Raw genomic sequence first — 13,322 nt, 5'->3', positions numbered from 1 at the left:
CGATTTGTCGCAGCCAACTTCATGATCGACGGGGTGAGGGGCGGGTGGGGTGGGGTGAGGGCGGGTCAGGGGGTCAGGAGGGCCTGCATGCGGGTGATCTCGGCGGACTGCTCGACCGCGACCGCGGTGGCGAACTCCTGCATCGGCTGGTCGGCGCCGACCTTCAGCAGGTCGGTGGACATGACGATGGCGCCCCGGTGGTGGTCGGACATCATCTGCACGAACAGCCGGTCGAACGCCGCGCCGCGCGCGTCGGCGAGCCGCCGCATCGCCTCGGCGGACTGCATCCCGCGCATGCTGCCGTGGTCGTGCCCGGGCACGTCGGCGGGCAGGTCGCGGGTACTGAGCCAGGCGCGCAGCAGGCCGACCTCCGGGCCCTGTGCGGCGCGGATCCGCTCGGCCACGGCGCGGATCCGCGCGTCGGCGGCGCGCTCGGGCGCGAGGGATGCCATCTCCAGGGCCTGTTCGTGGTGCGGGATCATCATCCGGACGTACCAGACGTCGAGGCTGTTCCACCGCGGCGTGGTGGCGCCCCGGACCTGCTCGGCGGGGCGGGTCGCGGCGGGCTCCCCCGGGCGTCCCGGGACCACCACGGGTGGCGCCGACCCGGCGGCGCTCGCGCTCGGCGCGGCCGCCGCGGCGGTTCCGGCCGCCTCCGGGGTACGGGCGTCCTCGCGCCCGGTCAGCGCGAGCGCCCCGACCACCACGAGGGTCACCAGTGCTGTGACGCCCACCCACACGCGCGCCTGCCGGCTGGTCATACGACGCCTCCTCCGGTCAAGGTGACAGCGATCCTATCCATAGACGAAAGTTCCCCAGTGTGATCCAGATCACATTGATGGCCGTCTCCAATAGGTAAGGTGTGGCGAATCATGACCCCCTTTCGAAGGGTGTTGCCGATGATCAACATCCGCACGTCTCGTATCCGGATCGTCAGCCTGGCCGCCGCCGGCCTGCTGCTCGCCGGCGTCGTCACCGCGCCGCCGAGCAGCGCCCAGGAGATCCCCCGCGCCCAGGCCGCGCCGGCCACCGTGGACAACGCCGTCCCCGGTGTCGACGAGATCTCCAGCAGCCCCAACCTGCGCCAGGTGGCGAACCTGCCGAAGCAGGCGCCGTTCGACACCACGGCCGCCCTCGGCACCGACATCGCCTTCCAGGGGCGGTACGCGTTCGTCGGCAACTACGACGGGTTCGTCGTCTACGACGTCTCCCGCCCGAGCCGCCCGGCAATCGTGTCCCAGGTGCTCTGCCCCGGCTCACAGAACGACATCTCGGTCCACGGCAACCTGCTGTTCCTGTCGACCGACTCCTCCCGCAGCGACGACTCCTGCGCCAGCACCAGCCAGCCGGCGTCGGTGAAGGAGTCCTGGGAGGGCATCAAGATCTTCGACATCCGGGACAAGCGCAACCCGCGCTACATCAAGTCGGTCGAGACGGCGTGCGGCTCGCACACCCACACGCTGGTGCCCGGCAAGGACAAGCGGAACGTCTACCTGTACGTCTCCTCGTACAGCCCGCGGGCCGAGTTCCCGGACTGCCAGCCGCCGCACGACTCCATCTCCATCGTCAAGGTGCCGGTGAAGAACCCCACCACGGCCTCCGTGGTCGCCACGCCGAACCTCTTCCCGGACGGCGGCTACCCGGGTATCCCGGGCCAGTCGTCGGCCACCACCGGCTGCCACGACATCACCGCGTACCCGTCGAAGGACCTGGCCGCGGGCGCCTGCATGGGTGACGGCGTCCTGCTGGACATCAAGAACCGCGAGGCGCCCCGGGTGATCGAGCGGGTCACCGACGCGGAGAACTTCGCGTTCTGGCACTCGGCCACGTTCAACAACGCCGGCACCAAGGTCGTCTTCACCGACGAGCTGGGCGGCGGCGGCGCGGCCACCTGCAACGAGGTGGTCGGCCCGAACCGCGGCGCGGACGCCATCTACGACATCACCGGCCGCGGTGACGCCCGCAAGCTGGAGTTCCGCAGCTACTACAAGATCCCCCGCGTCAACGCGGACACGGAGAACTGCGTGGCCCACAACGGCTCGCTGATCCCGGTGCCCGGCCGCGACATCATGGTCCAGGCGTGGTACCAGGGCGGCATCTCGGTGTGGGACTTCACCGACTCGCGCAAGCCCAAGGAGATCGCCTACTGGGAGCGCGGGCCGCTGGACGCCTCGCAGCTGCGTACCGGCGGGTCCTGGTCGGCCTACTGGTACAACGGCCACATCTACTCCAGCGACATCCAGAAGGGACTGGACGTGCTGGAGCTGCGTGACCCGCGTACCTGGCTGGCGCAGTTCCTGCTGGTGCCCGAGCTGAACGTGCAGACGCAGGCCGGTTACCTGAGCTGGTGACCCGCTGACCGTGGCCGGGCCCGGCGTTCCCCGCACGGGGGCGCCGGGCCCGGTGCTGTCCCGGGACGGGAACGGACACATGCCGGTGACGATCGACGACCGGACGGCGGTGCCGAGCGACGCCCGGATCCGGGCTCTGCACGAACGGCTCGCGCCGTCCCGGGAGGTGTTGCACCTCGTCTGGACGCACTGCCGGATCGTGTGCGACATCGCCGGACAACTGCTCGACAGCAGCGGTGCGGACGCGGACGCCGCCCTCGTGCGGGCCGGCAGCCTGCTGCACGACATCGGGGTCTACCGCCTCTACGACGAGGCCGGGCGGCTCGACGAGCGGAACTACGTACGGCACGGCGTGCTGGGCCACGCGCTGGCACGGGAGGCAGGGCTGCCCGAGGTGATCGCCCGGTTCTGCTCCCGTCACACCGGCGTCGGGATCACCCGGGCGGACGTGCGCCGGCAGGGCCTGCCGATCCCGGCCGACGACTACACGGCCGTCACCGCCGAGGAACACCTCGTGATGTACGCCGACAAGTTCCACAGCAAGACCACGCCACCGGCGTTCGTCTCCGCCGCCTCCTACGCGGTCGCCGTGCGGCGCTTCGGCCCGGACAAGGTCGACCGGTTCGCGGCACTCGTCGAGCGGTTCGGCGAGCCGGACCTGCCCACGCTCGCCGCCAGGTATCGACAGCCGATCGTCTGAGGGGGCGCGGCGCCGCAGCCGTGGTCAGTCGCTCATCGGCAGCCGGTAGTCGCGGGTGCCGCCGCCCGCCGTGACCACCCGTACCTCGCCGCTGCGCAGCCCGTACGTCACCGACCAGCGGGTGTGCGACTGGCGTACCGCGTTCAGCAGCCGCAGCGCACCGGCCGCGTCCACCACCCCGCCGGTACGGTCGAGTTCCTTCGCCAGCACCCCGTACCTGTGGTCCTGGCGCAGTTCCCGGTCCGGCACGCCGACGGCGGGCACGTTCGTCAGCGCCTGCCACGGGCCCTGCCGCCGGTCCACGGTGAGCTTCCCGTCGACGAACTCCACCACGGCGGACGCGCCCGTCGCGTCGGCCAGCAGGTAGTGCAGCGGCGGCCCGCCGTCGAAGTCGAGGTTGTAGCGCCGGAACACGGCGACCGCCTCGTCCACAGTGGCGGCCGAGTCGAGCACCAGGCGCAGGATGCGCACCGAGCCGACCTTCGGCAGGCCGGGCACCGGCTCGGCGCGGGCCCCGTCGTCGGCGGCCAGCCCGACCGCGAGACCCCGCTCGTTCATGCCGTCGAACGGCAGCAGCGGCGCGTCCAGCAGCCGCCGGTCCCCGGTCGGGTCGGCGGACACGCCCAGGTAGGAGATGTCGACGAGGGAGATCGAGGCGTACCCGTCCGGCGGGTCGGTGCGCAGCACCAGCGCGGGGTTCGGCTCCCAGTCGAAGTTGCGGGCGAACAGCGGCCGGTCCCGGTCGGCCAGCGCGGCGAACAGCGAGCAGCCGAACGGGCTCGGCGGCGTGGACCCGGCCAGCCCGGCGGTCGGGTCGTAGTCGCCGTCGTACGTCATCTCGTACATCGGCAGGTCGTCGATCTTGCGGAGGCTGGCCAGGGTCCGCTCGACCTGCGCCGGGTCCTGCCGGGACGCGGTCGGTGAGCCGGCCGCGGCCGGTGGGCCGGGCCGGCGGCTCTCCCCGCAGGCCGTGGCGAGCAGGAGCAGCGCGAGCCCGCCGGCGATGAGGGTCCTCCGCATGACTGCGACGCTAGAAGAGGCGTCCGCCGATGTCCATCCGGGACTCGGTCAACTCCGCACGATCGCGAACATCCAGCAGCCGTACACCACGTTGCGGCTGTGCAGCTGGTCCACCGCCGGGTCGGCGAACAGCTCCGCGATCACCGCCTCCGGGTCGCCGCCGTCGTGTCGCCGTCCGCCCACGATGCGGCCCCGGCTGTCGTACGCGCGCAGCACCTGCCCCCGGTCCGCGCCACTGCGACGGGTACGCCGTCACGTCGTCCGGGCCGGCGCAGACGGCGGCGTGTGCGAACACCGGCCCCACCTCCCGGTACGGGCCCGGCGGCAGCGGCGGGGCGTACCCGAACAACAGCAGCTCCTCCTCCGGCCGGGCGTCGCGCAGGCAGCAGCGCAGCGGCTCGCCGCCGGTGGCGCGCCGGTGCTCGGGCGGCTGCCCGGTGGCGTCGCGGCCGGTGCGACGCAGCTCGGCGAGCGTCCCGGCGGGCAGTGGGCGGATCCGGAACGCGGTACCGGTGGTCGTCACGGTCCCAGCCTGGCGCGGCCCGGACCGCGGCGCTGGCGGTGATCGGACCTGGCGTTCGGGTACCGCGAAAATGCGCGCCGAGCGGGCACCCGCGGGCCGCATCCGGCGCCGACAATGACCGGATGGACGTCGACGACTACCGGACCCACTCCCCGTACAGCGATCCCCGCCACCACGCGGCGCTGCTCGACGCCGTTCCCGCCGACCTGCCCACCGTCGCGGCGACCGCCCGCAACGTGATCGTCCACTACCGCGCCGGTGGCGTGGAGCTGCCGGACGTCCGCCGGGCCGAGGTGAACCTGCGCTGGCTGGACCGCATCCTCGACGCCGACCAGTCCCGGTTCCCGCTGCCGCTGACCGCCGAACGCCCGGCCGTCGAGCGGGTCGCCGGCTGCTGCCGGGACCACACGCTGCTCACCGTCGCGGCGCTGCGCCAGCACGGGATCCCGGCCCGCAGCCGGATCGGGTTCGTGAGCTACTTCTCCCCGGACTGGCACCACGACCACGTGCTCGCGGAGTGGTGGGACGGCGAACGCTGGGTCTGGTCCGACCCGGAGCTGGACCCGGCCGTCGACCGGCCGTTCGACGGCTACGACATCGACCCGGAGGCGGGGCACTTCGAGTCGGCGGCCCGGGTGTGGCTGGCGTACCGGGCGGGCCGGATCGACCCCGGCACCTACGGCGTGGACCCGTCGCTGCCGATCCGGGGCGACTGGCTCGTCCACGACTACGTGCTGCTGGAGCTGGCCCACCGGCACAAGGACGAGGTGCTGCTCTGGGACGGGTTCGGTGCGATGACCGAGGATCTGACCGGTGCCGACCTCACGCTCGTCGACGAGGTCGCCGCGCTGCTGGTGGCAGCCGACCGCGGCGACGCCGCCGCCGGGCGGGAGCTGGCCCGGCGGTACGCCTCGGACGCTCGGTTGCGTCCGGGCCCGACTGTGCACTGCATGGACCCGGTCTCCGGTACGGCCGCCGACGTCGATCTGCGGCGCTGACCGGAGCGGCGGCCGCGCACCGGCTGACCCGCGTGACGGCACTGACCGGGCTCACCCGGGCAGGGGCGCCTCGTCGCCTCGGGTGCGGCGCGGGTTGACCAGCCGGCGGACCATCGGGGCGGCGTTCCAGCGGGCCGCGCCGACCAGGTCCCGGGCGTGTTCCAGCACCGTGTAGTCGGGCCGGGCGATGCCCTCGGCGATGGCCCGGTCGAGGTCGTTGCCGCAGCGGGTGAGCACGCTGTCGAAGTCCCGGCGGACCGGTTCCAGAAGGTCGTAGCCGAAGGAGCGGTGCAGCCGGGCGAACAGCGGCTTGTAGAGGCGGGCCCGCTCGTGCAGCCCGGACGAGTACGACATCGGGTTCTTCGGCCGCTGCCGGACGTAGGAGGGCAGCACGTCCGCGAAGGCCCGCCGGACGATCCACTTCTCCTGCCCGTCGCGCAGTTTGACGTCCAGCGGCAGCCGCATGGCCAGCTCGACGACGCTGAGGTCGAGGAACGGCACCCTGGCCTCCACGCCGTGCGCCATGCTGGCCCGGTCCACCCGTTGCAGCTCGGTCCGGCACAGATTGCGGATCTTGTGGAGGAACAGGCGACGGGACCGCTCCGGGCCGACCCGGTGGTACATCGGGTACCCGCCGAACAGCTCGTCCGAGCCGTCGCCGGTGAGCACCACCCGGACGCCCAGCTCGCGCAGCCGCCGGAAGATCGGCACCGAGACGACCGCGTTGATGATGTCGCCGTACTCGGTCAGCTCGGAGACCCGGATCGCCTCGCGGACGTCGGCGAGCCGGATGTCGCGGGGCCGCAGCTCGATCACCTCGTGCGGTACGCCGAGGTCGGCGGCGAGCCGCCGGGCGTACGCGACGTCCGGGCTCTCCGGCACGCCGATGGTGACCGCCACGCAGTCCGGGTGCAGTTCCCGGGCGTGCAGCAGCGCCAGTGAGCTGTCCAGACCGCCGGAGAGCACCACGCCGACGGTGAGGTCGGTGTCCAGCCGGGCGCGCATGGCGTCGGTGAGCGCGACGCGGACCAGCAGGGCCGCCTCGTCCGGGTCGTCGATCACCGGCAGGCCGTCGCCGAGGGTGAGCAGGTCGACGTGCGGACCGACCCGGACCGGGCGGCCGGGCTCGACCCAGCCGTGGTGCCCGGGCGCCACCTCGCCGATCGGCGCGCCGTGTCCGACCAGCGCCTTGACCTCGGAGGCGAGGTGCAGGCAGCCGGGCAGGCGGGACCAGTAGAGCGGCTTGACGCCGAGCGGGTCGCGGGCCAGGTACGTCCGGCCGGTGTCGCGCTCGACGATCACGAACGCGTACTCGCCGCGCAGCCGGCGGACCGCGTTCTCGCCCCACTGGCGGAACGCGGTGAGCACCACCTCGGTGTCGCCCGCGGTGATGAACCGGTGGCCCAGCCGGGTCAGCTCGGCGCGCAGCTCGTGGTGGTTGAAGATCTCGCCGTTGAAGCAGAGCAGGTGCCGCTCGTCCGGCGACATCCACGGCTGGACGGACCGTTCCCGGTCCACGATCCTCAGCCGCCGTACGCCGGCGAGCAGGCCGTTCTCCTGCCGGGTCTCGGTGACCTCACCGCGCGGCGCGAGCGCGGCGAGCATCCGCCGGAAGGTGGCCGGATCCGCCTCGGGGCCGATGCCCAGCGCGATGCCGCACACCGGGTCACACCCCCATCTCGGACTCGTACGCCCGCCGGTACCGGCGACGGGCGGCCGGGGCGAGACACACGTGCCAGGCCTGTCCCTCGTCGACCACGTTCACCTCGCCGGCGTCCTGGCGGGCCAGCAGCAGCCCGGCGAGCGCCGGGCGGGCGCCGAAGCGGTCGTACCACTCCAGTTCGACGTCGGCGGCCCAGCCGAGGCAGTGCCCGCTGGGCACCATCGCGGCGTACCCGAGGCGGCGCAGCCGGTACTGGTGCTCGGCGCTGCGGGCCAGGCTGGTCACCCAGAGCGGCGGCGTGCCGTCCGGCGCGACGGCCGTGAACTCCCGGGCCAGGTCGTTGAGGAACGCGATCATCTCGCGGCGGGCCCGGCGGAACAGCAGCCCGGCGGTACGCGGGGTGGCGTCCGGGCGCAGCCGTCGCCGCACCGCCCGCAGCCCGCGTCCCACCACTGTGGCGGGCTGTTCCTGGTAGCGGAACTCGATCAGGCCGCGGCGGCGCAGCCACTCCAGGTCGACCAGTTCGGTGCTGGTGCGGACCTGGTCGTCGGTGAGGAACGTCGGGCTGTCCCGCCACCAGAGCACGTCGACGCGGGAGAGCAGGTAGATGCGGACCAGCGCGGTGAGGTCCTGCGCCGAGCTGCGCGCGTTGGGCTGGTAGCGGGCCATCTCCAGCAGCAGCGTCTCCCGGGCGCCGATCAGGCCCTGCGGCGTGGCGTCGAGGACGGCGGCGATGGCCGGTTCGCGCAGCCGCTGGTCGAGCAGCACCTGGCGGGCGGTGGTGGACGGCGCGTCGGCGAGCGCGCCCACCTCGACCAGGAGTTCCGCCACCGCCGCCCGGTACGCGGACAGGTCCGGCTCGGTGCCGGCGCGCCGGCCATCGGCGGGCACCCGCCGGGCGGGAGCGGTGGACGTGACGGCGGGACCGGGCTGGCGACCGGGGCTGCGGCTGGGCACTCGCATGGTCTCCGTCCCCTCTCGGTCAGGACACGGCGTGATTGGGCCTGCACACACCGTAATGAGCCGAGAGGGCGGCAATCGCCCCATCTCCCCCGATGCGCCCGATCAGGTGGCGGACGGTGGCACCAGCGCCTGCACCTCCTCGTACGTGGGCGGTGCCGGCAGGCCCGCGTCGCGCCCGGCGCCGATCGCGTCGGTCAGGCGCAGCGCCGTTCCGAGGGCCGCCCGGAACAGCAGTGAGCCGGTGCTGACCCGGGCCACGCCGAGCCGTCCGAGGGCGGCCAGGTCCGGGCCGCCCGGCCGGTACAGCACGTTGAGCGGCAACCCCGCCTCGGCGGCGAGCACACCGACCAGTTCGTCGGGCGCGCCCGGCACGAACAGGCAGTCGGCCCCGGCGGCCCGGAACAGCGCCGCCCGCCGCCGCGCCTCGTCCAGCGGCGACGCCACGCCCAGCCACCAGGCGTCGGTGCGGGCGTTGACGAAGATCTGCGGTACGGCGGCCCGGACCGCCGCGATCACGGCGGCGACGTGCTCCGCCGGGGCCAGGCGCCCGTCCGGGCGGCCGTCCTCCACGTTCACGCCGACCACGCCGAGCGCGGCCAGCTCGCCGGCGAAGCGCGCCACCTCCGCCGGGTCGTCGTGGAAGCCGTCCTCGACGTCCACAGTCAGCAGCGCCGGCAGGTTCCGCAGCCGGTACGCCAGCTCCAGCGTCTCGGTGCGGGTGGCGCGGACCGCGTCCGGCCGCCCGGCCGCCGCCGCCACGCCCAGGCTCGTCGTGCCGATCGCCTGATGTCCCCGGGCGGCGAGCGCCGCGGCGGAGGCGTGGTCCCAGGCGTTCGGCAGGAGCAGCGGTTCGCCGCGCCGGTGCAGGTCACGGAATGCGCGGTACCGGTCGGTCATCGCAGGATCACCTCGAGTCGGGTCGTCGGAACGTCAGGAGTCGGGCGGGCGGGACGGCAGCGGCGGCGCAGCACGCCGACCACGCCAGCGGCCAGGGCGAGCGCGTGCCGCTGCCCGGGGCAGCCGCGGGGACCGGCGCCGAACGTCAGCGCGGCGTTCGCCCGGCTGGCGCGGAAGCGGTCCGGCTCCGGGAAGGCCGCCGGGTCGCGGTTGGCGGCGTCGAACCGCAGCAGCAGCCGCTCCCCCGCGCGCACCGGTTGGCCGCCCAGGCTCAGCGGGTCGGCGGCGACCCGGCGGGTGACCCGTACCGGCGGGTCGAGGCGCAGCACCTCGGCGAGCAGCGCGTCGGTCCCGAGCCCGTCCGGCGCGGCGAGCCCGTGCCGGACGGCGGCCACGATCAGCCCGGCGGTGGCGTCGGCGGCCTGCACCAGCAGCCCGAGCCGGTTCGCTGTCACCTCGGCCGGAGCGGGCGGCGACATGGCCAGCAGCGCCGCCACCGCCCGGTCCGCCCGCCGCACCGCCGCCGGTTCGGCGCCCGGCTGGTAGGCGGCGGCCACCGCCGTCACCTCCGCGACGGCCGCCGCCGGGTCGGCCAGGCCGAGCCGCTCCGCCAGCACCACGAGGGGTACGCGCCGAGCCAGGTCACCGGTCACGTCCACCCGGTCACCGCCGTTGTCCCCGGTCGCGGCGCGGTCGAGGATCCGCCCGGTGAGCCGTTCCGCGGCCACACGCAGTTCCCGCGGGTCGAGGGCGTCGAGCGCCGCCACCCCGACGGCTCGCCGCGCGGCATGCCGGTCCGGCGGACTGAACCGGCTCACCGAGGCGCGCAGCCATGCCAGGCCGCCCTCCGGCGCCTGCTCGGCGGGCGGCACCACGCAGCGGGGATCAGTCAGGACGGAGACGACGTCCGCGTACCGGGTGACCACCCAGCCGCCGTCGTCCGAGGTCGGCGGCCCGCAGGGCGGTGTGCCCGGAGCAGCCGTGATCGTCGGTGAATCCATCGTCCGACCGTAGGGCGCCGACAGTTCGGTCCGAACCGAACGATCCGGCCGGGCACATCCGGCGGCCCGGCGCGGGCGGGACGGGTGCCGCGGGGCACGGGCGGGTCAGGCGCGCGCCGGGCCGGTGTCGCGGGAGGCGGGCGGGGCCAGCAGCGCCGGGTCGACGGCGAGCGTCTCGGCCAGCGCGTCCCGCCCGGTGGCGGTGAGCCGTACCGCCCGGCCGGTGCCGCGCGCGGTCCAGCCGAGGTCGAGGAAGCGCCCGCACAGCGCCGCCCCGACCGCGCCGGCCAGGTGCGGGCGCCGTTCGGTCCAGTCCAGGCAGTCGCGGACCAGGGGTCGCCGGGTGGCGCGCAGCGGTTCGACGGGTACGCCGAGACGGTCCAGCCAGGTCATGCCAGCCCCGGTCAGCGCGAGGCCGCCGGTGCGGTCGAGTACGCCTCGGTCGAGCAGGGCGTCGTGCAGCAGCACGCCGAGCCGCCCGGCCAGGTGGTCGTAGCAGGTGCGGGCGTACGCCAGGGCGGCGCCGGCCGACGCGGCGCGCAACGTGCGGGGCGGGGTCGCCGGTGCGGGCGCCCGCGCGGCCAGATCCTCGACGAGCTGGGCGACGCCCGGGTCGGCGAGGCGGACGTACCGGTGGCGGCCCTGCCGCTGCTCGACGAGCAGGCCACCGGCGACCAGCCGGGTGAGGTGGTCACTCGCGGTGGACGCGGCGACCCCGGCGGCGCGGGCCAGCTCTCCGGCGGTCCAGGCGCGGCCGTCGAGCAGGGCCAGGCAGAAGCCGGCCCGGGTGGGGTCGGCGAGCAGCGCGGCGAACCCGGCGAGTCCGCGGCCGTCGGCACCGGTGGTCATCGGCCCATGCTGACACGGGCACGGTTCGGGCCGCGCCGAACGGTCAGGGGGTTCTTTACAGCACTCTCTCCAACGTTGTAGAAACGGTGGCACCGCACCTCCGTCTATCCCCGAGGGCAGGCCCGATGGGACACCTCCGCCGCGGTGGCGCGCTCGCCGCCGTACTCACGCTTCTGCTCGCCGGCGCGGCCCCCGCGTCCGCCGCCGGGCCCGACCGCTACCGCAACCCGGTCTCCGCCGGGTTCGCCGACACCTTCGCCGACCCGGTCGTGGTGCGCGGCGACGACGGACTCTGGTACGCCTTCGGCACCTCCGACCCGCTGCGCGAGGGCGAGGGCCGCACGCATCGCGTGCCGATCGCCCGCTCCGCCGACCTGGTCGACTGGACCTACGCCGGCGACGCGTTCGCCCCGGACCAGCGGCCCGCCTACGCCGCTCCCGGCGCCGCGTTCTGGGCGCCGGACGTGCGGCGGGTGGCCGGCCGGTGGGTGATGTACGTGACGGTCACCGACACAGGCGTCTCCGACGACACGTTCGACACCGCGGTCGGTGTGGCCACCGCGCCGAGCCCGGCCGGGCCGTGGACGTTCGCCGACACACCAGTGGTCGCGCCGCGACCGGGCGCCGGCGGCGGTTACCTGTGGACGATCGACCCCAGCCAGCTCACCGGCGCCGACGGCCGCCACTGGCTCTACTACGGCAGCTACTACGGCGGCATCTCGGTCACCGAGCTGTCCCCGGACGGGCTGCGCGCGGTCGGCACGCCCACGCCCGTCGCTATCGACAACAAGTTCGAGGGCGCGTACGTGCTGCGCCGCGACGGCTGGTACTACCTGTTCGCGTCCACCGCGAACTGCTGCGCCGGGCCGGCCACCGGCTACTCCGTCCAGGTCGGCCGGTCCCGTGACCCGCGCGGCCCGTTCACCGACCGCGACGGGCAGCGCCTCGACGTCTCCCGGGCCGGCGGCACACCGGTGCTCACCCAGAACGGCAACCGCTGGATCGGCACCGGGCACAACGCGGTGCTCACCGACCTGTCCGGGCAGGACTGGATCGCCTACCACGCCATCGACCGCGCCGACCCGTACCTGGACGAGCCGTTCGGCGTCAACGAGCGGCCCATGCTGCTCGACCGGCTCGACTGGATCGACGGATGGCCCACTGTGAACGCGGGCGCCGGCCCCTCCGACACCGCCCGGCCCGCGCCCGTCACCACCGGCCCGGTCGACGCCCGCTTCGCCACCGCGGACCTGCGCGGCTGGCGGGCCGGGCACGGCCGCTGGCAGGCCGCCGACGGGGTGCTGACCGGCAGCGGCACGCTCACCTCGCGTACCCGGATCGGCGGTGACCTGCGCGCGGAGACCGACCTGCGGCTGACCGGCGCGGCCACCGCCGGGCTGCGGCTTCACGGCGTGGACGTCCGCGTCGGGCGCGGCCGGCTGAGCGCGGGCGCCGCGACCACCGCGCTGCCCGCCGGCCTCGACCTGGGCGACCGGCACAATCTCGCCATCGAGGTACGCGGGCGGCAGCTCGTCGCCACGCTCAGCCCGTCCCGCCTCGGCGACCCGGTCGCCCAGGTGTCGGTGCGTCTCCCCCGCCCCGGCGCCGGTGAGCTGTCAGTGCGCGCCGAGGGCGGCCCGGCCGAGTTCGAAAACGTCAGCGCCGTCCGGCTGTACCGTCCGGCGCGGCACACCGTCCCCGACCCCCGGGTCGGACCGGTGCTGCGCGGCTACTCCGACGAGTTCACCGGCGGGCTCGACCCGGCGTGGCGGTGGGTACGCCAGGACCCGGCCGCCACCGTGTCCGGCGGCGCGCTGCGCTGGCCGGTGCAGGACGCCGACCTGTCCGGGACCGGCAACACCGCCGGGGTGCTGCTGCGCGACGCCCCGGCCGGGAACTACGTCGCCGAGACCAAGGTGACGCTCGACCTGGGCGAGGACAGCGTCCGCAACTACCAGCAGGCGGGCCTGGTCGCGTACGTCGACGACGACCGGTTCGCCCGGCTGACCCAGGTGGCCATCTGGAACACCCGTCAGGTCGAGTACGGCTACGAGCTGCCGTTCGCCGGTCAGCCGGTGTACGGCGGCAGCATCGTCGGCACGCCCGGCAGCACCACCTGGCTGCGGCTGGCCCACCGGGTCGACCCGGTCAACGGCGAGCACGAGTTCCGGGCCGGGTCCAGCCGCGACGGCAAGCACTGGACGTGGGGCGCGGTGTGGACGTTCCCGGCGGACACGACACCGCGGGTCGGGCTGGTGGCGCACGGCGGGGCGACACCAGCGGTGACCGCCGAGTTCGACTACCTGCGCTTCCACCGCTGACGTCCGGGGCCGTCCCCTCCCCCCGGGGGGGGGGGG

Annotated in this window: 12 protein-coding genes and 1 pseudogene; 4 read left to right on the top strand and 9 right to left on the bottom strand. The window is 74.6% G+C overall.

Features of this window, described 5'->3' with window-relative positions; translation table 11 throughout:
• Nucleotides 1–65 precede the first annotated feature (65 nt).
• Nucleotides 66–761: a DUF305 domain-containing protein gene (locus tag FHX31_RS13015; RefSeq protein WP_013476615.1), complete on the bottom strand. Its 696-nt coding sequence runs from the start codon at nucleotides 759–761 to the stop codon at nucleotides 66–68.
• 138 nt (nucleotides 762–899) lie between these two features.
• Here FHX31_RS13015 and FHX31_RS13010 point away from each other — a divergent pair, with 138 nt between their 5' ends.
• On the top strand, nucleotides 900–2,351 hold the full coding sequence (locus FHX31_RS13010; protein WP_013286568.1) for an LVIVD repeat-containing protein: 1,452 nt from the start codon (nucleotides 900–902) through the stop codon (nucleotides 2,349–2,351).
• 79 nt (nucleotides 2,352–2,430) lie between these two features.
• Nucleotides 2,431–3,051, top strand: a complete 621-nt coding sequence (locus tag FHX31_RS13005) for an HD domain-containing protein (RefSeq protein WP_184976277.1) — start codon at nucleotides 2,431–2,433, stop codon at nucleotides 3,049–3,051.
• Nucleotides 3,052–3,075: 24 nt separating this feature from the next.
• Here FHX31_RS13005 and FHX31_RS13000 read toward each other — a convergent pair whose 3' ends face one another.
• The 3 genes and pseudogenes from FHX31_RS13000 to FHX31_RS32680 form a co-directional block, all read right to left on the bottom strand.
• Nucleotides 3,076–4,071, bottom strand: coding sequence for a carcinine hydrolase/isopenicillin-N N-acyltransferase family protein (locus FHX31_RS13000; RefSeq protein WP_114920511.1), 996 nt, complete (start codon nucleotides 4,069–4,071; stop codon nucleotides 3,076–3,078).
• Between the two features lie 48 nt (nucleotides 4,072–4,119).
• Nucleotides 4,120–4,287 carry a DUF1203 domain-containing protein gene (locus FHX31_RS32685; RefSeq protein ID WP_255348687.1) on the bottom strand — a complete coding sequence of 56 codons (168 nt, stop codon included), beginning with the start codon at nucleotides 4,285–4,287 and terminating at the stop codon, nucleotides 4,120–4,122.
• Between the two features lie 73 nt (nucleotides 4,288–4,360).
• Nucleotides 4,361–4,696, bottom strand: a pseudogene (locus FHX31_RS32680) (DUF1203 domain-containing protein); the annotation flags it as partial.
• A 20-nt stretch (nucleotides 4,697–4,716) separates the two neighbouring features.
• Between FHX31_RS32680 and FHX31_RS12990 the strand changes: the two are divergent.
• Nucleotides 4,717–5,592, top strand: a complete 876-nt coding sequence (locus FHX31_RS12990) for a transglutaminase domain-containing protein (RefSeq protein WP_184976275.1) — start codon at nucleotides 4,717–4,719, stop codon at nucleotides 5,590–5,592.
• A gap of 51 nt (nucleotides 5,593–5,643) precedes the next feature.
• Here the strand turns inward: FHX31_RS12990 and FHX31_RS12985 are convergent, their stop codons facing one another.
• From FHX31_RS12985 to FHX31_RS12965, 5 genes are all read right to left on the bottom strand, one after another.
• Nucleotides 5,644–7,254, bottom strand: a complete 1,611-nt coding sequence (locus tag FHX31_RS12985) for an asparagine synthetase B family protein (protein WP_013476611.1) — start codon at nucleotides 7,252–7,254, stop codon at nucleotides 5,644–5,646.
• A gap of 4 nt (nucleotides 7,255–7,258) precedes the next feature.
• A complete protein-coding gene (locus FHX31_RS12980; RefSeq protein ID WP_184976273.1) occupies nucleotides 7,259–8,218 on the bottom strand; it encodes a hypothetical protein in 960 nt (319 codons plus the stop codon).
• 102 nt (nucleotides 8,219–8,320) lie between these two features.
• Nucleotides 8,321–9,115, bottom strand: a complete 795-nt coding sequence (locus tag FHX31_RS12975) for an isocitrate lyase/PEP mutase family protein (protein ID WP_184976271.1) — start codon at nucleotides 9,113–9,115, stop codon at nucleotides 8,321–8,323.
• Entirely contained in the window at nucleotides 9,112–10,116 is a 1,005-nt protein-coding gene (locus FHX31_RS12970; RefSeq protein WP_236619285.1) for a cytochrome P450, read from the bottom strand. Before FHX31_RS12970 ends, FHX31_RS12975 begins: the two co-directional genes overlap by 4 nt.
• Before the next feature lie 105 nt (nucleotides 10,117–10,221).
• Nucleotides 10,222–10,965 (bottom strand): ArsR/SmtB family transcription factor, encoded by a 744-nt coding sequence (locus FHX31_RS12965; protein WP_013476607.1) that lies wholly within the window; start codon nucleotides 10,963–10,965, stop codon nucleotides 10,222–10,224.
• A 125-nt stretch (nucleotides 10,966–11,090) separates the two neighbouring features.
• Here FHX31_RS12965 and FHX31_RS12960 point away from each other — a divergent pair, with 125 nt between their 5' ends.
• The gene (locus FHX31_RS12960; RefSeq protein ID WP_184976269.1) at nucleotides 11,091–13,286 is read left to right on the top strand and encodes a glycoside hydrolase family 43 protein; all 2,196 of its coding nucleotides are present in this window, start codon (nucleotides 11,091–11,093) and stop codon (nucleotides 13,284–13,286) included.
• Nucleotides 13,287–13,322: the final 36 nt, after the last annotated feature.

Source organism: Micromonospora sp. CNZ286, assembly GCF_014207755.1.
This window is presented reverse-complemented; position numbering and strand designations above follow the sequence as displayed.

Excerpts from the sequence above, each read along its gene's own strand:
- FHX31_RS12980 (WP_184976273.1), bottom strand. The coding sequence starts at position 8,218 with ATGCGAGTGCCCAGCCGCAGCCCCGGTCGCCAGCCCGGTCCCGCCGTC.
- FHX31_RS13005 (WP_184976277.1), top strand. The coding sequence starts at position 2,431 with ATGCCGGTGACGATCGACGACCGGACGGCGGTGCCGAGCGACGCCCGG.
- FHX31_RS13000 (WP_114920511.1), bottom strand. The coding sequence starts at position 4,071 with ATGCGGAGGACCCTCATCGCCGGCGGGCTCGCGCTGCTCCTGCTCGCC.
- FHX31_RS12960 (WP_184976269.1), top strand. The coding sequence starts at position 11,091 with ATGGGACACCTCCGCCGCGGTGGCGCGCTCGCCGCCGTACTCACGCTT.
- FHX31_RS12965 (WP_013476607.1), bottom strand. The coding sequence starts at position 10,965 with ATGACCACCGGTGCCGACGGCCGCGGACTCGCCGGGTTCGCCGCGCTG.
- FHX31_RS13010 (WP_013286568.1), top strand. The coding sequence starts at position 900 with ATGATCAACATCCGCACGTCTCGTATCCGGATCGTCAGCCTGGCCGCC.
- FHX31_RS12975 (WP_184976271.1), bottom strand. The coding sequence starts at position 9,115 with ATGACCGACCGGTACCGCGCATTCCGTGACCTGCACCGGCGCGGCGAA.
- FHX31_RS12970 (WP_236619285.1), bottom strand. The coding sequence starts at position 10,116 with ATGGATTCACCGACGATCACGGCTGCTCCGGGCACACCGCCCTGCGGG.
- FHX31_RS13015 (WP_013476615.1), bottom strand. The coding sequence starts at position 761 with ATGACCAGCCGGCAGGCGCGCGTGTGGGTGGGCGTCACAGCACTGGTG.
- FHX31_RS12990 (WP_184976275.1), top strand. The coding sequence starts at position 4,717 with ATGGACGTCGACGACTACCGGACCCACTCCCCGTACAGCGATCCCCGC.